The 18069-nt window shown below is 72.0% G+C and carries 15 protein-coding genes; 5 read left to right on the forward strand and 10 right to left on the reverse strand.

Annotated elements, in window-relative coordinates:
• Positions 1-26 precede the first annotated feature (26 nt).
• The 6 genes from AB0H75_RS03770 to AB0H75_RS03795 form a co-directional block, all read right to left on the reverse strand.
• Entirely contained in the window at positions 27-1388 is a 1362-nt protein-coding gene (locus AB0H75_RS03770) for a GH1 family beta-glucosidase (RefSeq protein WP_367789769.1), read from the reverse strand.
• Positions 1385-2188 carry a carbohydrate ABC transporter permease gene (locus AB0H75_RS03775; RefSeq protein WP_367789772.1) on the reverse strand — a complete coding sequence of 268 codons (804 nt, stop codon included), beginning with the start codon at positions 2186-2188 and terminating at the stop codon, positions 1385-1387. Before AB0H75_RS03775 ends, AB0H75_RS03770 begins: the two co-directional genes overlap by 4 nt.
• Positions 2185-3147 carry a carbohydrate ABC transporter permease gene (locus AB0H75_RS03780; RefSeq protein WP_367789775.1) on the reverse strand — a complete coding sequence of 321 codons (963 nt, stop codon included), beginning with the start codon at positions 3145-3147 and terminating at the stop codon, positions 2185-2187. Before AB0H75_RS03780 ends, AB0H75_RS03775 begins: the two co-directional genes overlap by 4 nt.
• The gene (locus AB0H75_RS03785; RefSeq protein ID WP_367789778.1) at positions 3144-4433 is read right to left on the reverse strand and encodes an extracellular solute-binding protein; all 1290 of its coding nucleotides are present in this window, start codon (positions 4431-4433) and stop codon (positions 3144-3146) included. The genes AB0H75_RS03780 and AB0H75_RS03785 overlap by 4 nt, the downstream gene beginning before the upstream one ends.
• A 144-nt stretch (positions 4434-4577) precedes the next feature.
• A complete protein-coding gene (locus tag AB0H75_RS03790; protein ID WP_367789781.1) occupies positions 4578-5468 on the reverse strand; it encodes a serine/threonine-protein kinase in 891 nt (296 codons plus the stop codon).
• Between the two features lie 61 nt (positions 5469-5529).
• Positions 5530-7359 carry an N-6 DNA methylase gene (locus AB0H75_RS03795; protein ID WP_367789784.1) on the reverse strand — a complete coding sequence of 610 codons (1830 nt, stop codon included), beginning with the start codon at positions 7357-7359 and terminating at the stop codon, positions 5530-5532.
• Between the two features lie 76 nt (positions 7360-7435).
• On the opposite strand from AB0H75_RS03795, the gene AB0H75_RS03800 reads away from it, so the two are divergent.
• The gene (locus AB0H75_RS03800) at positions 7436-8206 is read left to right on the forward strand and encodes a PP2C family serine/threonine-protein phosphatase (RefSeq protein WP_367789788.1); all 771 of its coding nucleotides are present in this window, start codon (positions 7436-7438) and stop codon (positions 8204-8206) included.
• 167 nt (positions 8207-8373) lie between these two features.
• Positions 8374-9348: a CHAP domain-containing protein gene (locus tag AB0H75_RS03805; RefSeq protein WP_367790479.1), complete on the forward strand. Its 975-nt coding sequence runs from the start codon at positions 8374-8376 to the stop codon at positions 9346-9348.
• Between the two features lie 87 nt (positions 9349-9435).
• Here AB0H75_RS03805 and AB0H75_RS03810 read toward each other — a convergent pair whose 3' ends face one another.
• Positions 9436-10491, reverse strand: a complete 1056-nt coding sequence (locus AB0H75_RS03810; protein WP_367789791.1) for a glucose 1-dehydrogenase — start codon at positions 10489-10491, stop codon at positions 9436-9438.
• Between the two features lie 117 nt (positions 10492-10608).
• Here AB0H75_RS03810 and icmF point away from each other — a divergent pair, with 117 nt between their 5' ends.
• Positions 10609-13806 (forward strand): fused isobutyryl-CoA mutase/GTPase IcmF, encoded by a 3198-nt coding sequence (icmF, locus tag AB0H75_RS03815; protein ID WP_367789794.1) that lies wholly within the window; start codon positions 10609-10611, stop codon positions 13804-13806.
• 50 nt (positions 13807-13856) lie between these two features.
• Positions 13857-14360, forward strand: a complete 504-nt coding sequence (tpx, locus tag AB0H75_RS03820) for a thiol peroxidase (RefSeq protein ID WP_367789797.1) — start codon at positions 13857-13859, stop codon at positions 14358-14360.
• A 17-nt stretch (positions 14361-14377) separates the two neighbouring features.
• On the opposite strand, the gene AB0H75_RS03825 is transcribed toward tpx, so the two are convergent.
• Both AB0H75_RS03825 and AB0H75_RS03830 read right to left on the reverse strand, forming a co-directional pair.
• Complete coding sequence (locus AB0H75_RS03825; RefSeq protein WP_367789800.1) at positions 14378-15274, reverse strand: TIGR03619 family F420-dependent LLM class oxidoreductase; 897 nt, start codon at positions 15272-15274, stop codon at positions 14378-14380.
• 15 nt (positions 15275-15289) lie between these two features.
• On the reverse strand, positions 15290-16093 hold the full coding sequence (locus tag AB0H75_RS03830; protein ID WP_367789802.1) for an SAM-dependent methyltransferase: 804 nt from the start codon (positions 16091-16093) through the stop codon (positions 15290-15292).
• A 75-nt stretch (positions 16094-16168) separates the two neighbouring features.
• Between AB0H75_RS03830 and AB0H75_RS03835 the strand changes: the two genes are divergently transcribed.
• Positions 16169-16921: a helical backbone metal receptor gene (locus AB0H75_RS03835; RefSeq protein ID WP_367789804.1), complete on the forward strand. Its 753-nt coding sequence runs from the start codon at positions 16169-16171 to the stop codon at positions 16919-16921.
• Here the strand turns inward: AB0H75_RS03835 and AB0H75_RS03840 are convergent.
• Positions 16918-18069: an ROK family transcriptional regulator gene (locus tag AB0H75_RS03840; protein WP_367789807.1), complete on the reverse strand. Its 1152-nt coding sequence runs from the start codon at positions 18067-18069 to the stop codon at positions 16918-16920. The two genes, AB0H75_RS03835 and AB0H75_RS03840, sit on opposite strands and share 4 nt — an antisense overlap.

Genomic DNA, 18069 nt, shown 5'->3' on the forward strand with positions numbered 1-18069 from the left:
ACCAAGAGGGAGAGCACGTGAAGAATCTACAGGCCGTTCCTGACGATCACGTCGCGATACCACAGCGCGCTGTCCTTGGGCGTGCGGCGCTGCGTCGCGTAGTCCACGTGGACGATGCCGAAGCGCCGCCGGTAGCCCTCGGCCCACTCGAAGTTGTCCAGCAGCGACCACACCAGATAGCCGCGCAGGTCCGCGCCCGCCTCGATGGCCCGGCCCACCTCGCGCAGGTGCCCGTCCAGGTACGCCACCCGGTCGCGGTCGTGGACCCGGCCGTTCTCCACGACGTCGTCGAAGGCCGCGCCGTTCTCGGTGACCATGAGGCCGACCCGCGGGTAGTCCCGGGAGAGCCGGACCAGCAGGCGCGACAGGCCGTCCGGGACGATCGGCCAGCCCATGGCGGTCGTGGGCGCGTCGGCGGTGGCGAAGCGCACGCCCTCCGAGCCCGGCCAGGCGGCGTCGGCGGGCAGGCCGGGGCCGGACTCGACGACGCACGGGTTGTAGTAGTTGACGCCGATCAGGTCGATCGGCGCCTTGATCGTGTCGAGGTCGCCGTCGCGGATGTGGTCCGTGCCGCCGTTGCGCTCGGCCGCCGCCAGCACCTCCGGCGGGTACGTCCCGTACAGCGCCGGGTCCAGGAACTGCCGGGTGAGCAGCGCGTGGACGCGCTCCACGGCGGCCGCGTCGGCCTCGCCCGGCACCGCCGCCGGATCGTTGACCTGCGCCGGGGTGAGCACCGGCGAGGAGTTGACCACCAGCATCACCGTGCCGGGCCGCAGCCGCCGGGCGGCCAGGCCGTGGCCGAGCAGCAGGTGGTGGGCCGAGCGGAGCGCGTCGGCGGGGTCGCGGCGGCCCGGCGCGTGCACGCCGTTGCCGTAGCCGAGGTAGGCCGCCACCCACGGCTCGTTCAGCGTGGCCCAGTCGGTGACGCGGTCGCCGAGCCGGGCGTGCACCGCCTCGGCGTAGTCGGCGAAGCGGTGGGCGGTGTCACGGCTGGTCCAGCCGCCGTGCTCCTCCAGGGTCTGGGGCAGGTCCCAGTGGTAGAGGGTGACGTACGGGGTGATGCCGGCGGCCAGCAGCTCGTCCACCAGCCGGTCGTAGAAGGCCAGGCCGCGCGGGTTGACCGGCCCCGAGCCGTCCGGCTGGATGCGCGGCCAGGCGATCGAGAACCGGTAGGCCGCCAGGCGCAGCTCCCGCATCAGGGCGATGTCGTCGCGGTAGCGGTGGTAGTGGTCGCAGGCCACGTCGCCGGTGTCGCCGTTGGCCACGTTGCCGGGGGCGTGCGAGAAGGTGTCCCAGATGGACTGGCCCCGCCCGTCCTCCTTGACCGCCCCCTCGATCTGGTAGGAGGCCGTGGCGGCGCCCCAGACGAAGTCCTCGGGAAACGTCATCCCTTAACAGCTCCTTGCATGATTCCGCCGATGATCTGCTTGCCGAACAGCGCGAAGACGGCCACCAGCGGCAGCGTGCCGATCGCCGTCCCGGCCAGGCCGAGCACGTAGTCGTTGACGTAACCGCTGGCCAGCGTGGACAGGGCGACCTGGACCGTCGGGTTGTCCGGGTTCAGCACCACCAGCGGCCAGAAGTAGTCGTTCCAGGCCGACATGAACGTCAGCATGCCGAGCACGGCCGCCGCGGGCCGGGCGGCGGGCAGCACGACGTGCCAGAACAGCCCCCACGTGGAGCAGCCGTCCACCCGCCCGGCCTCCAGCAGCTCGGTGGGCAGGGCCCGCGACAGGTACTGCGTCATGAAGAACACGCCGAAGGCGTTGACCAGCGCGGGCACGATCAGCGCGTACGTGGTGCCGGTCCACTCCAGCTTCACCATGAGCATGTAGAGCGGGATGATGCCGAGCTGCGCCGGCACCATCATGGTGGCCACCGTGATGACCAGCATGGCGTTGCGGCCGCGGAACTTCAGCTTGGCGAAGGCGAAGCCGGCCAGCGTGGAGAAGAACATCACCGCGAGCGAGATCGACCCCGCCACGATCACCGAGTTGACCAGCGCCAGCCCGAACGGCACGGTGTCGAAGACCCGCGCGACGTTGGCGAAGAAGTTGCCGCCCGGGACCAGCGGCGGCGGCACCTGCGCCAGCGCCGAGTTGTGCCGGGAGGCGACGACGACGCTGTAGTAGAGCGGGAACGCCGAGAAGAACGCCACGGCGATCAGGGTCAGGTAGCGCAGCCTCATACGATCCCGCCCTTCACCCTGCGGGTGATCAGGAAGTTGATCCCGGCGACCACCACCACGGCCAGGAACATCAGCCAGGACGCGGCCGAGGCGTAGCCGAAGTCGAACGTGGAGTTGGCGAAGCCCTGCTCGTAGACGAACAGCGCCAGGGTCTGGAACTGCCGGTCGGGGCCGCCGGTGGCGACGCCGCCCCCGCCGCCGCTGCTCTGCCCGAACAACATGGGCTCGGCGATGATCTGCATGGCGCCGATCGTGGAGACGATGACCACGAAGATGATCGTCGGCCGGATCATCGGGATCGTGATGCTGCGCAACTGCTTGAAGCCGCCGGCGCCGTCGAGGGTGGCGGCCTCGTACAGCTCGCGCGGCACGGCCTGCATGGCGGCCAGGAAGATCAACGCGTTGTAGCCGGTCCAGCGCCACATGATCATGACGGACAGCGCGACGTGCGAGCTGGCCGTGCCGGCCGCCCAGTCGATGTTGCCCACGCCGAACCACGACAGGATCCAGTTGATCATGCCGAAGTCGCGGCCGAAGAGCTGGCTGAAGATCACCACGACCGCCACCACGCTGGTGACGTTCGGCAGCAGCAGCGAGATGCGGAACAACGTCTGGAAGCGCAGCCGCCGGTTGAGCAGGTGCGCCAGCCAGACGGCCAGCAGGAGCTGGGGGACGGTGGACAGCACGCCGATCGACAGCGTGTTGAAGGTGGCGTTCCAGAAGTAGCCGTCGGCCAGCAGCGTCGTGTAGTTGCCGAGGCCGACGAACTCCTGGACGTCCGACAGCAGCGTCCACTCGTGCAGGCTGACCCAGGCCGTGTAGACCAGCGGGAACAGGCCGAAGGCGCAGAACAGCAGGAAGAAGGGCGCGACGTAGGCGTACGGCGACACCCTCAGGTCGAGGGTGTGCCGCACGCTGCGCCGGTGCCGCCGCGTCACCGCGAGGGGAAGGGCGCTCATTTGATCTTCTTGACGTCCTCGAGGACCTGCGCCCACGCCTCGTCCGGCGTCTGCTTGCCCTGCTCGACGCGGCCGAGGCCATTGCCGATGGCGACCCGCACGTCGGCCTCCTTCGGGCCGAGGTGCTGCGGCTTGAGCGCCTTGGCGGCCTCGGAGTAGATCTTGCCGATGGGGGCGTCGCCGAAGAACGGCTTGGTGAAGTTCTGGATCGACGGGTCGTCGTACAGGGCCGGGATCGACGGGAAGGTGCCCTCCTCCTTGAACACCCTGGCCTGGTTCTCCTTGGAGGTCAGGAAGTCGATCAGCTCGGCGGCCTCCTTCGGGTGCTTGCTCTGCCTGGGCACCATCAGGTGGGAGCCGCCGCTGTTGCCCGAGCCGCCCGGCACGGTCGCGATGTCCCACTTGCCGGCCGCGTCCTTGGCCTGCTCCTGGATGAAGCCGGTCATCCAGGCCGGGCAGATGATCGTGGCGAAGGAGCCCTTGGCGAAGCCGGTGTTCCACGGCGGGGAGAAGGCCGCGAGCTTGGCGGTCAGGCCGTCCTGGGTGAGCTGGTTGGACAGGGTCCAGGCCTTCTTCACGTCGGGGTTGGAGTCGACGATGATGTTGTCCTGGGCGTCGTACAGGCCGACCGGGGCCTGGTTGACCATCGCGCGGAAGATCTCGCCGGGGGAGTCGGTGAACTTCGCGCCCGCCACGTTCGCCGCGGCGAACTTCCTGCCGGTCTCGATGTACTGCTCCCACGTCGGCCACAGGGCCGAGACCTTGTCGCGGTCGCCGGGCAGGCCGGCCTTCTTGAACAGGTCCTTGCGGTAGCACATGGCCAGGCCGCCGACGTCGGTGCCGAGGCCGAGGAGCTGGCCGCCGTCCTTGCTGAGGCCCTGCTGCCACTTCCAGTCGAGGTAGTCCGGCCGGCGCTTGTCGAGGCCGTACTGCTTGAGGTCGACGAACTTGTTCGGCTGGGCGGTGAACGTGCTGATGTAGCCGACCTCGACCGCCTCGACGTCCCCCGCGCCCGCGTTCGTGGCCAGCCGCTTGACCAGGTTGCTGTGGTGGTCGTTGAACTGCGTGACGTTCTCGACGATCTCGATGTTCGGGTGGGTCTTCTTGTACTCCTCGTAGAGCGGCTTGAAGCCGAAGTCGCCGAACAGGCCGACGGTGAGCTTGATCTTCTCTCCGGGCTTCGCGCTCGCCGGGGCGGCGGCGGTGTTCCCTCCGCCGCCGCCGCACGCGGCCGAGAGCAGGGCCGCGGCGAGCAGGGGGACGGCGAGACGCATCCGAGGGGTCATGGAACCCTCCTGGGTTGTGCATGGGGGGACAGGTGAGAGAGCGCTCTCTCATGAGATTCGCGGCGCTCACACCGTGCTGTCAACGGGGGTTAAATAACGATCCTTGTTATGTGAGAGAGCGCGTTCTCACGCCGCGGCCCCGGCTCAGCCGCCGAGGACGCGGCCGGCCATGCGGGCGTACATGCGGCCCGGGCTGGGGGCGGGAGCCAGGAAACCGGGCAGCGGCGGCAGGTCCACGGCGAACGGGTCGAGCCGCCCGTACAGCTCGCCCGCGTCGGCGGGACGGTCGTCCGGCTTCTTCTCCAGGAGCTGCCCCAGCAGCGCGGCCAGCCCGTCCGGGATGCCGGGGACGCCCGGCGGGCGCTCCTTGACCTGCTTCTCGAAGACCACGTAGTCGGTCGGGCCGGTGAAGAGCTGGCGGCCGGTCAGCATCTCGTGCAGCACGCAGCCCAGGGAGTACAGGTCGCTGCGCGGCTCGGCGACGCCGTGCTGGATCTGCTCGGGCGCCATGTACGCCGGCGTCCCCAGGATCTGCCCGATCCTGGTGAACGTGGTGACGTCGGTGTCCCGCAGCAGGGCCAGGCCGAAGTCGAGCACCTTGACGCTGCCGTCGGGGCAGAGCATGAGGTTGGTCGGCTTGAGGTCGCGATGGCAGATCCCCAGGGCGTGGGCCGCCGACAACACCGCGCACGCCTGGGCCGCGATGCCCGCCGCCCACGGCACCGGCAGCGGGCCGTGCTCGCTCACCACGTCGGCCACGGTGACGCCCTCGATGAACTGCATCACCTGGTAGAGCCGCTGCTCGTGGGTGCCGAAGTCGTACAGGACCGGCGCGCCCGGATGCTCCAGCCTGGCCAGGATGCGGGCCTCGCGGATGAAGCGGCGCTCCAGCTCGTGGTCGGGGCCGCTGGGCAGGCGCAGCAGCTTGACCGCGACCCGGCGGTCGAGGTGGCGGTCGTGACCGGCGTACACCGCGCCCATGCCGCCCGTCCCGAGCGGAAGGTCGTCGAGCACATACCGGTCGCCGATGACCATCCGTCCCTCCCTACCACCTTTCCGCAAAAACTACACCGTCAGCCCGGCGCGGGAGCCCGCCTCACGAGGTGAGGCCGGGAGCGGGATGGAGGTGACCCTCGGCGAGGCCGTCGAGGGCCAGGCGGATCAGGGTGTGGCCCAGGGCGGACGCCTCGCGGATGGTGTCCTCCAGGACGGCGAGCTGGCGGAAGGCCTCCCCGTACGCCTTCTGCTCCTTCAGCGGCAGCCGGGGCAGCCGGGTGCGGCGCACGTCGAACCGGCTGGAGCCGGTCGTGGCCCGCCCGCCCGCGGCCCGCAGGTAGCCGGCCAGGAAGTCGGGGTCGAGCCGGCGGGCGTCGACCCGGTAGAGGGTCAGGTGCGGGCCCAGCACGGCGCCGCCGTCCGCGATCACGCGCACGCTGGAGTAGGACGCCACGACGTCGCCGGGCCGGATCGTGACCAGCCCCTTCTGCAGGCTGGTGAAGCCGGAGGGCGGGGCGCCGCTGAGCACGTCGTCGGCGGTCAGGACGGGCACGTCGCCGCCGCCGGCGACCATCTTCGGCGGCGCCTGGATCATGGTCACCAGACCCTCCTTGATCAGGTCGCCGAGCGTGATGGCGGGCTGGTCGAGCGGCTGCTCCAGCACCTTCAGGTCGGGCGGCACCGCGGTGGCGGCCAGGAAGCGGTCGCGGACCTCGGCGAAGGCCCGCCCCACGTCGTCGCGGCGCTGGTGGCGGGCCGGGGTCATGTCGACCTCGTCGGCCAGCAGGTCGATGATGCGCACGCTCTGCTCCGAGCGCTCCTCCAGGTAGGACTGCCAGGCCGGCTCGACCAGGCCGAGGTCGGCGGTGGCGTCGAGGATGAGCACCTCGGACGGGGGCCGCTCGCCCGGCCGCGGGCGGCGCAGCAGCCACAGGTCGGCGCCGGGCAGCGCGACGACGGCCCGCAGGGCGCCCGCGCGCAGCAGGTTGGCCCGGATGCGGCGGCCCGCCTTGCGGCTGGCGGCGGCCGGGGGCATGAGGATGGCGACCAGCCCGCCGGGCCTGACGTGCGTGAGGCAGTGCTGGACCCAGGCCAGCTCGGGCTCGCCGCGCGGCGGAAGGCCGTACTCCCAGCGCGGGTCGCCGGTCAGCTCCTCGTAGCCCCAGGCCCGCTCGTTGAACGGCGGGTCGCACACGACGGCGTCGGCCCGCTGCCCGGGGAAGGCGTCGGCGCGCATGGCGTCGCCGGCCACGATCTCGGCGTCGAGGCCGCGCAGCCGCAGCCGGGCCGCGGCGATGGCGGCCGAGGTGGCGCTGAGCTCCTGGCCGAGCACCCTGGCGGGGCGGCGGGGCGCGTCGCCGCCCGGCCCCGGCGTGCGGCCGAGGGCCAGCAGGAGCGTTCCCACGCCGCAGGCGGGGTCGAGCAGCGTGCCGCCCTCGGCACGGACCAGGCGGACCATGAGCTCGGCCACGTCGTCGCGGGTGACCGAGAGCTGCCGGGAGTGGGCCTCCAGGTAGCGCTCGCACAGGAACTCGTAGGCGGTGAGCGGCTCGTACCGCTCGGCCAGCTCGGCGATCAGCCCGGCCAGCTCCCCGTCGAGTGGACCGCTCCCGGCCTCCTGGCCGTCGAGCGGCGGGCGCCGGCCGGCGGTGAGGAGGGCGCCGGCCTGGGCCACCAGCTCGCCCAGCCGCAAATCACCCGCGGCTTTCAGGCGTTGCCACACCCGATCTCCCAGCGAGACCTGGTAGGACTTCCCATAGCGGCGCAGCCAGGACTCGACCTGGGGCAGGGAGAACAGCGGCTGGTTGGCGGTCCCGCCCACCGGTTGGGGGAAGTCGTCGTGGCGGCGGCGCCAGTTGCTGACCGCGGCCCGCCCGACACCGGCGAGCCGGGCGATGTCCCCGGCGTTGACGGTCGGGTCGTGGCTCATGAACCCCACAGTAGTTCACAAGAGTCTTCAGCGCATCTGCTTGTGAAGTCTTTCAACCAATGATTTACTGCTAGGTATGAAGCACAACATCCGCTATGCCGCCGGATCAGATGTGGGCCGCCGCAGGGAGCAGAACGAGGACTCCGGCTATGCCAGTGGCCGTTTGCTCGTGGTGGCCGACGGGATGGGCGGGCACGCGGCGGGCGAGCTGGCCAGCTCGGCCGCGATCGCGGTCATGCGCGAGCTGGATGCCACGCTTCCCGAGACGGGCGCCGACCTGGAGGCCGCGCTGGAGAGCGCCGTGGCCGAGGCGGGCCGCAGGCTGGTCGAGCTGGCCGACATCGACCCGGCGCGCCGGGGGATGGGCACCACGGTGACCGCCATGTTGTTCGACGGCTACCGTTTCGCCCTGGCTCATCTCGGTGACTCCCGTGGCTACCTGCTGCGCGATGGTGCTCTGTATCAGATGACCAAGGATCACACACTCGTGCAGTCGATGGTGGACGAAGGGCGGATCACGGAGGACCAGGCCGCCGTGCACCCCCGCCGCTCGATGGTGCTGCGGGTGCTGGGCAGCGAGGGCCGGGCCGAGCCCGACATGGCGCTGCGCGAGGCCGAGCCCGACGACCGCTACCTGCTCTGCTCCGACGGGCTGACGGCGGTGCTCGGCCCGGAGACGCTGCACGAGGTGCTGACGTCGGTGGCCGACCCGGTCGCGGCCGTGCAGCGGCTCATCGACCTGGCCAACGAGGGCGGCTCCCCCGACAACGTGACCGTGATCGTGGCCGACGTGGTCGCGCCGGGCGCGGGCGACGTGGCGGTCTACCGCGTCGGCGCGGGGGCCTGACGTCCCTCCTGCCTCAACTGTCACAGCAGTCACTTAGCTGATATTTCGCCTCATAGCAAGACACTTTCCCGGTCATCCGCGCAATCCCGCGACCGCGCTATTACAGTCCATCGTGATTTGTCGGTTTTCTGGGAGGAGTCACCCTGGACCCGATCGCGGAGAAGCTGCTGGAGACGGTACGGCAGGAGCTCGGCTATAAGGAGAAGAGCGGCCAGTTCACCAAGTTCGGCCAGTGGTACGCGGATCACGTCCAAGACACCCAGTTCCGTGACGCCCCCTGGTGCGACATGTTCCTCGCCTGGGCGGCGGACAAGTCGGGCCTCACCTCGTACGTCGGTGAGTTCGCCTGGACCCCCTCGCACGCCGCCTGGTTCATGAAGCAGGGCGCCTGGAGCCGGCAACCCGAGCCCGGCGCGCTGGTCTTCTACGACTGGCGCGGTGGCAAGTCCTACAAGGGCATCGACCACGTCGGCGTGGTGGAGCGCGTCGAGGGCAAGAAGATCCACACCATCGAGGCCAACGTGGACGGCGTCTGGCTCAAGCGCAAGACCCGAGAGACCGACAAGGTCGTCGGGTACGGCATCCCGCGCCTGGTCAAAGAGAACGCCGACCGGGCCGGCGAGCTGCGCGGCACCGAGCAGCCCTTCGTCCGCGACCGGCAGCCCGCGCCCGGCGGCTCGCCGCTGGACTTCCTGGGCACGCCGCCCGCCCTGCTGGCCGCCATGGTCCTGGCGACCGTCGTGCTGTCGTTACGCTTCACCCGCCGCCGCGGCGTCCACCGCCGTCTCACCTGGTCGTGGCTCCCGTCGCGGCCCTGGTCCTGGGACGGGCAGGACGGGCAGGACGGGCAGGAGGGGCAGAGCGGGCAGGACGGGCAGGATGGCCCGGAGCGCGAGGCCCGGCCGCCCGCGCCGATCCCGCCGGCCTTCCGCGACCGGCTCACCAGGGTCGGCTCCACCCCGGTCCCCGAGCGGCCGCGCCCGCCGGAGCGCCTTCCCGAGCGCCCGCGGGAGAGGGTCCGCGTCGGCGGGCCGCCCCAGTCCGGCGAGCACGCCGGCGAGCACGCCGGCGGCGGCTCCGGGCAGGCCACCGCCACCCGGCCCGCGCCCCCGGCCCGCCGCAAGCCCTACGACCCCCGCTGACCGGCCGCCGCCTCAACGCCGCCGCCCGGCCGCCGCCTGACGCCGCCGCCTCAACGCCGTCACTCGACCGCCGTCACTCGACCGCCGTCACCCGGTCGACAGCTCGATCACCACCTTGACGTCGTTCTCGGCCGGCTCGAACGCCTCCAGGGCGCGCTCCAGCGGCACCCGCCGGCTGATCAGCCGCTCCAGCCAGCCCACGTCCGCCTTGGCCAGCGCCTCGGCCGCGGCCGCGAAGTGCCGCTGGTTGGCGTTGACGGTGCCGAAGACCACGTCGTTCTCCAGGACGATGTCCCGGTTGATCACCCCGGCGTCCACCCGGTGCGTACGCCCGCCCGCCGCCAGCCCACACAGGCAGACGATCCCGCTGGCGGCCGTGGCCGTCATGGCGTCGATGACGAGCTGCCCGGCCCCGGTGCACTCGATGATGACGTCGGGCCGGACGTCCCCCAGCGGCTCCAGCGACGAGCCGGAGTAGTACGTCCCGCCCAGCTCCTCCACCAGGTCGGACTTGAGCCCGGCCGGCGCCCGGTCCAGCACGTGCACCTCCAGGCCGCGCTGGCTCCCCAGCAGCGCGGCCAGCAGCCCGATCGGCCCGGCGCCCGTCACCAGCAGCGTGTGCGGCTCGAAGTAGGCCCGCGCGCCGATGCGCTCGATCTGCTCCCACGCCTTGGCCACCACGGACGCCGGCTCGACCAGCATGCCGACGCTCGCCAGCGACGGGTCCAGGCGCACGGCGTACCCCGTCTCGACGATCCAGCGCTCGCCGCCGTAGCCGTCCAGCTCCTTGATGCCGCGCTCGGTGTAGCGGCCGTTGCGGCACATGTCGAACTCGCCGTGCCCGCAGGCCCCGCACGGCACCGGGTCGGGCCTGCGCACCACGCCGACCACCAGGTCGCCCGGCGCGAACGGCGAGCCGTCCGGCGCCCGCACGACGCGCCCGAGCGACTCGTGCCCGATGACCATCCGGTCGCGGCCCGCCGGGGGCCAGCCGTACTCGGCCGCCGCCAGCTCCCTGTCGGTCCCGCAGATCCCGAGTGCCAGCCCCTCGACCAGCAGGTCGCCCGGGCCCGGCGCGGGCTCCGGCACGTCCAGGACCTCCAGCGTCCCCTTCTTCCCCGGCACGAACGTCAGTGCGCGCATCGGCGTCACCCCCTGCACCGGCCCCTACCCCGTACGCCGCCGGTAGTGCGCCCTTGGGAAATAGTAGGACGTCCTAGTATCTTCGGAAGGAGAGCCCTCACGAAGGAGTGATCAGGCGTGCACGTCCCGGTGAACCCCGTGCGTTTCGTGACCGCCGCGGCCCTGTTCGACGGCCACGACGCGGCGATCAACATCATGCGGCGCATCCTGCAGTCGCAAGGCGCCGAGGTGATCCACCTCGGGCACAACCGCTCGGTCGACGAGATCGTCACCGCCGCCGTCCAGGAGGACGTGCAGGGCGTGGCGATCAGCTCGTACCAGGGCGGGCACGTCGAGTTCTTCACCTACCTCGTGGAGCTGCTGCGCGAGCGCGGCGCCGGGCACGTGAAGGTGTACGGGGGCGGCGGCGGCGTGATCGTCCCCGAGGAGATCGAGCTGCTGCACTCCCGCGGCGTCACCCGCATCTTCTCGCCCGAGGACGGCCAGCGCTACGGCCTGCCCGGCATGATCAACAAGCTGATCGAGGACTGCGACCACGAGCCGGCCGACCCGCCCGCCCCGGACGCCGTGCTCGCCGGCGACCAGGCGGCGCTGGCCCGCGCGATCACCCTGATCGAGGCCGGCCGCGCCCCCGGGGAGCTGGTGGAGGCGATCCGGCGCGCCGCGGGCGAGCGGCGCGCCCCGGTGCTGGGCATCACGGGCACCGGCGGCTCCGGCAAGTCCTCGCTCACCGACGAGCTGCTGCGCCGCTTCCGCGTGGACAACGACGACAAGCTGCGCATCGCGGTCATCGCCATCGACCCCACCCGCCGGCGCGGCGGCGGCGCGCTGCTCGGCGACCGCATCCGCATGAACAGCCTGGGCCCCCAGGTCTACTTCCGCTCGCTGGCCACCCGCGGCGCCCCCAACGAGGTCCCCGCCTGCCTCGACGACGTGATCGCCGCCTGCCGGGCGGCCGGCCACGACCTGGTGATCGTGGAGACGCCGGGCATCGGCCAGGGCGACGCCGGCATCGTCCCGCACGTGGACGTGCCGATCTACGTGATGACGCCCGAGTTCGGCGCGGCCTCCCAGCTGGAGAAGATCGACATGCTCGACTTCGCCGAGGCCGTCGTGATCAACAAGTACGAGCGGCGCGGCGCCGAGGACGCCCTGCGCGACGTGCGCCGCCAGCTCGTCCGCAACCGCGAGGCGTTCTCCGCCCGCCCCGAGGACATGCCGGTCTTCGGCACCATCGCCGCCCGCTACAACGACGCCGGCGTCACCGCCCTCTACCACCACCTCAAGGGCCTGCTGCTGCCGGACACCGGCCCCGGGCTGCTGCCGGAGGTCTCCGGGCGCACCTCGCAGGTCGCCGCCGCGATCGTGCCGCCCGCCCGCGCCCGCTACCTGGCCGACATCGCCGAGACCGTCCGCGCCTACCACGCCGAGACCCTGGCCCAGGCCGAGGTGGCCCGCCGCCGCCAGCAGCTCGCCGCCGTCCGCGACCTGCTCGAAGGCGACGACGAGCGGCTCGCCGCCCTCCAGGAGCGGGCCGAGCGCGAGCTGAGCGAGGAGAGCCGCGCCCTGCTGGAGGAGTGGCCGCGGACCAAGGAGCGCTACCGCGCCGACGAGCTGGTGGTGAAGGTCCGCGACCGGGAGATCCGCACCCCGCTGTGGCGCGAGACGCTGTCGGGCAACCGCATCCCGCGCGTGGCCCTGCCCCGCCACACCGACCACGGCGACCTGCTGCGCTTCCTGCGCTCGGAGAACCTGCCGGGGTTCTTCCCGTTCACCGCCGGGGTGTTCCCGTTCAAGCGCGACGACGAGGACCCGACCCGGATGTTCGCCGGCGAGGGCGACCCGTTCCGCACCAACCGGCGCTTCAAGCTGCTCTCGGAGGGCCAGCCCGCGACCCGCCTGTCCACGGCGTTCGACTCGGTCACCCTCTACGGCCACGACCCCGACCAGCGCCCCGACATCTACGGCAAGGTGGGCACCTCGGGCGTGTCGATCGCCACGCTCGACGACATGAAGGTCCTCTACGACGGCTTCGACCTGACCGCGCCCAACACGTCGGTCTCGATGACCATCAACGGCCCCGCCCCGACCATCCTGGCCTTCTACCTCAACACCGCGCTCGACCAGGTGAGGGAGCGCTTCCGGGCCGAGCACGGCCGCGACCCCGACGAGCGCGAGGACCGCGAGCTGGCCGCCCGCACCCTCGCCACCGTGCGCGGCACGGTCCAGGCCGACATCCTCAAGGAGGACCAGGGCCAGAACACCTGCATCTTCTCCACCGAGTTCTCCCTGCGGATGATGGCCGACATCCAGGAGTGGTTCATCCGCAACGGCGTGCGCAACTTCTACTCGGTCTCGATCTCCGGCTACCACATCGCCGAGGCCGGGGCGAACCCCATCAGCCAGCTCGCCTTCACCCTGGCCAACGGCTTCACCTACGTCGAGGCGTACCTGGCCAGGGGCATGAAGGTGGACGACTTCGCGCCCAACCTGTCGTTCTTCTTCTCCAACGGCATGGACCCCGAGTACAGCGTGCTCGGCCGGGTGGCCCGCCGCGTCTGGGCGATCGCCATGCGCGAGCGCTACGGCGCCGGAGAGCGCTCGCAGAAGCTCAAGTACCACATCCAGACCTCGGGCCGCTCCCTGCACGCCCAGGAGATGAACTTCAACGACATCCGCACCACCCTCCAGGCCCTCATCGCCATCTACGACAACTGCAACAGCCTGCACACCAACGCCTTCGACGAGGCGGTCACCACCCCGTCGGCCGACTCGGTGCGCCGCGCGATGGCGATCCAGCTCATCATCAACCGCGAGTGGGGCCTGGCCAGGAACGAGAACCCGTTGCAGGGCGCGTTCATCGTCGAGGAGCTGACGGACCTGGTGGAGGAGGCCGTGCTGGCCGAGTTCGAGCGCCTGTCGGACCGCGGCGGCGTGCTCGGCGCGATGGAGACCGGCTACCAGCGCGGCCGGATCCAGGACGAGTCCATGCTGTACGAGATGCGCAAGCACGACGGCTCGCTGCCGATCGTCGGCGTCAACACCTTCAGGAAGGAGTCCGACGAGCCGGAGCCGCACACGCTGGAGCTGGCCCGCGGCACCGAGGAGGAGAAGCGCTCCCAGCTCGACCGGCTGCGCGCCTTCCACGAGCGCAACCGCGAGGAGGCGCCTCGGCACCTCGCCCGGCTGCGCGAGGCGGCGATGTCGGCGGAGAACGCGTTCGAGGTGCTGATGGAGGCGGCCCGGCACTGCTCGCTCGGCCAGATCACCGAGGCGCTGTTCGAGGCGGGCGGCCAGTACCGGCGCAACGTGTGAGCCGTCGATAGGATCGGCGGTCGGGAAACACCGCTATCCAGGAGGCTTTCATGTCCGACGTCACCTTCAAGGGCAACCCGATCACCGTGGGCGGCACCTTCCCCGAGCCCGGCGACAGCGCGCCGGACTTCCGGCTGGTGGACACCGACCTCGGCGAGCGCTCGCTGGCGGACTTCGGCCAGGCGACCAAGGTGCTCAACATCTTCCCGAGCGTCGACACCGGCGTCTGCGCGGCCTCGGTGCGCCGCTTCAACCAGGTGGCCGCCGAGCACCCCGGAGTGCGGGTGCTGTGCGTCTCGGCCGACCTGCCGTTCGCGCAGAAGCGGTTCTGCGGCGCCGAGGGGCTGGCCGACGTGACGATGTTGTCGCTCATGCGCGGCCGCGAGTTCCTCCAGGACTACGGCGTGGCGCAGGAGTCGGGGCCGCTGGCCGGGCTGGCCGCCCGCGCGGTGGTCGTGCTCGACGGCGACAACAAGGTGGTCCACTCCGAGCTGGTTCCGGAGATCACCCAGGAGCCCGACTACGACGCCGCGCTCGCCGCGCTCAAGCAGTAGGGCTCAGGCAGTGGAACTCAGGCTGTAAGGCGGGCGCGGAAGTCCGCCGCCAGCTCCAGCAGGTGCCCGTCGCTCGTGGCGGTGTGCTGGAGGTCCAGGATCACCTCGTGGACCCCGGCCTCCGCCGCGGCGGCCAGGTACGCCGAGATCTGCCCCACCGTGCCGCTGCGCGGCGGCGTGCCTGCCCCGGTGACCACCGGGTTGGAGCGCAGCACCATGCGGAGCGCGTCCGGGTCGCGCCCGGCCCGCTCGGCGCTCTCGCGGACCGCCGCCCACATCGCGCCCAGCGCGGGCAGCGGCAGTGCGGCCGTCAGCCAGCCGTCGCCCCGGCGGCCGACGCGGCGCAGCGCGGGCTCGGAGAAGCCGGCCAGGTACACCGGCGGGCGGCGGGCCGGCTTGGGCTCGATGTGGCTGGGGGCGATCGTCCACAGCTCGTGCTCGACCGCCACGGGGTCGTCGCGCCAGATGGCCTCCAGCGCGTCCAGGGTGGCCTCGTAGCGCCGCGCGCGGTCCTTCCAGGGCACGCCGGCGGCGGCGTACTCGTCGGAGGACCAGCCGAGCCCGAAGCCCGCCACGAGCCGGCCGCCGCTCAGGTGGTCGAGGGTGGTGAGGGAGCGGGCCAGCACCGGCGGCGGATACCAGCAGGCGTTGAGCGCGCTGGTGCCGAGGCGCGCCGACGTGGTGGCCGTGGCGGCCACCGACAGCACCGCGAACGGGTCCAGGAACACCCGGTGGGCCTCCGGGACGCTGCCGTCGCCCCCCGGATAGCGGTCCTTGGGGGCCAGCGGCGTCATCAGCCGGTCACCGGCCCACAGGCTCGCGAAGCCCAGCTCCTCCGCCGCGCGCGCCACGGCGGGCAGGCTGCCCGCCGCGGCGAACCTGCCGTACTGCGGCACGGCCAGCCCGAGGTCCACGTCCCGGATCCGCCGTCAGATCCGCCGGGCCACGCCGCACAGGATCAGCGACGACTCCGGGCCGCTGGCGAAGTCGACGGTGTCGGCCGGCTCGGGATGCCACTCGGGCAGCCAGACCAGGCCCGGGTCCACCAGCTCGAACCCCTCGAACAGCTTCATGATCTGCTGCCGGCTGCGCAGCGTGAGCGGCGCGTTGGCCCGCCGGTAGACCTCGGTGCCGCGGGCGGCCGCCTCCCGGCGGGCGTCGCTGGTGCCGTGGGACATCACCAGGTAGCTGCCGGGGGCCATGGCCTCGCGCAGGGTCGCCAGGATCTCCTGCGGCCGGTCGGACTCGGAGATGAAGTGCATGATCGCCACCAGCAGCACGCCCACCGGCCTGCTGAAGTCGATCGCCGCCGCGACCTCGGGATGGTGCAGGATCTCGCCGGGCTTGCGCAGGTCCCCCTGGACCACCGCGGTGCCGGGCTGCCCGGACAACAAGGCCCGCGCGTGCACCAGCACCACCGGGTCCACGTCCACGTAGACCACCTGGGAGCCGGGCGCGGCCTTGGCCACGACCTGGTGCACGCTCTCCTGCGTCGGCAGCCCCGTGCCGATGTCGAGGAACTGCCGGATGCCGGCTTCGGCGAGGTGGCGCACGGCGCGGCCGAGGAAGGCGCGGTTGGCCCGCGCCGCGGCCCGCACCTCGGGCGCCACCGCGAGGATGCGCTCGGCCGCCTCGCGGTCGGCCGGGAAGTGGTCCTTGCCGCCGAGATAGTAGTCGTAGAGCCGGGCTACGTTGGGCGTGTTCGGATCGAAGCCCAGGGACTCCTGCTCCAACCGCCATACCCCCGATCAGGAGTTGATCATCAACAGTCCAGATTCTACGGATATTTGCTGACAATAAGGAGCTTTATGGATGACATTGGCGAACCAGTGATGATCCCGGACCCCGTGCGGCGCATCGTCTCCCTGGTCCCGTCCCTGACCGAGGCCGTGGCGGCGACCCTCCCGGAGGCGCTGGTGGGCGCGACCGACTGGTGCTCGCACCCCGCCGACCTGGACGTGACCAGGGTCAGGGGCACCAAGAACCCCGACCTGGAGGCCGTCGTGCGGCTCGGGCCCGACGTCGTCCTCGCCAACGCCGAGGAGAACCGCCCGGCCGACCTGGCCGCCCTGCGCGCCGCCGGCCTCGCGGTCTGGGTGACCAGGATCGAGACGCTGGAGGAGGCGTTCGCCTCGCTGGCGCAGATGTTCGTCCACGCCTGCCGCACCGACCGCCCGTCCTGGCTGGACGCGGCCGAGGCGGCCTGGCGCCGGCCCGCCCCCGCCCGCCGGCGCACGGCGGTCGTGCCGATCTGGCGGCGGCCCTGGATGGTGGCCGGCCGCGACACCTTCACCGGCGACGTGCTGCGCCGCCTCGGCGTGGACAACCTCTACGCCGGCCACGCCGAGCGCTACCCCAGGATCCCGCTCGCCGAGCTGGTGGCGCGCCGGCCGGACCTCGTGGTCCTGCCCGACGAGCCCTACGCCTTCTCCGCCACCGACGGCCCCGAGTGCTTCCCCGGGCTGGAGTGCGCCCTGGTCAGCGGGCGGCTGCTCACCTGGTACGGCCCCTCCCTGCTGGAGGCCGCGCGCACGCTCCCGCGCGACCTGGGAACGGCCTAGCTGACCGCCTTGGCCTGGAGGGCGGCGTCCACGGCGGTGGGGGAGAGCACGTGCTCCATCACGATCACCGCCATGCCGACGATCCCCGACCGGTCGCCCAGGGACGAGGTGACGATCTCCAGGTTCCGCGTCGTGTACGGCAGGCTGCGCCGGTAGACGATCTCCCGGATCCCGGTCAGGTAGTGCTCCCTGGTCTCCGCCATGTCCCCGGCCAGCACCAGCACGCCCGGGTTGAGCAGGCTGACCGCGGTGGCCAGCACCACGCCGAGCGTGCGCCCGGCCTCCTGGACGCGGGCGATGGCCGTGGGGTCGCCGGCCTGCACCAGCCGCACCACGTCCTGGCTGGAGCCCTGGCCGAGGTCGACGGCCAGGGCGTGCCCGCCGGCCAGCGAGGCCACGCAGCCGCGCGAGCCGCAGGTGCACACGCGGTCGTCGCTCTCGCGGATGCGCACGTGCCCGATGTTGCCCGCGGCGTCCTCGACGCCGCGGTAGATCCGGCCGTCCAGCACGATGCCGGTGCCGATGCCGGTCGAGACCTTGATGAGGATCAGCGAGTCGGTCTCGCGCCAGGAGGTCCACCACTCGCCGAGCGCCATCGCGTTGGCGTCGTTCTCGACCAGGATCGGCACGTCGTAGTCGGCGCCGACGGCCTCGCCCACCGGGTAGTCGTCCCAGCCCGGCATGAGGAAGGAGCGGATCACCCGCCCGCTGACGTGATCGACGGAGCCGGGCAGGTCCAGGCCGACGCCGCACACCTCGCCCGCCGGCCGGCCCGCCCGGTCCAGTAACCGCTGGAACGCCTGGCGCACCCACGTCAGCACCGCCTCGGGCCCGCGGTCGATGCGCAGGCCCGCGCTCTCCTCGGCCAGCGGGCGGGCGGCCAGGTCGGTGAGGGCCGCCCGCACGTGGCTGGCGCCGAGGTCGGCGACGAGCATCAGGCGCCTGGTGGCGTCCACGTCGAGCACCGAGGGCGGGCGCCCGCCCCCGGACGCTCCCACGCCGGACTCGTGGATGTAGCCGGCGTCGATGAGCCGGTCCAGCCGGTCGGTGATCGTCGACCGGGACAGGCCGGTGAACTCGATGAGTTCCTTGCGTGTCCGGCAGGTGCCGTTCCGGATGAGCTGGAGGATCTGACCTGCCGTCAGCAT

It is taken from the genome of Nonomuraea sp. NPDC050783, assembly GCF_040802095.1.
Classification (GTDB): domain Bacteria; phylum Actinomycetota; class Actinomycetes; order Streptosporangiales; family Streptosporangiaceae; genus Nonomuraea.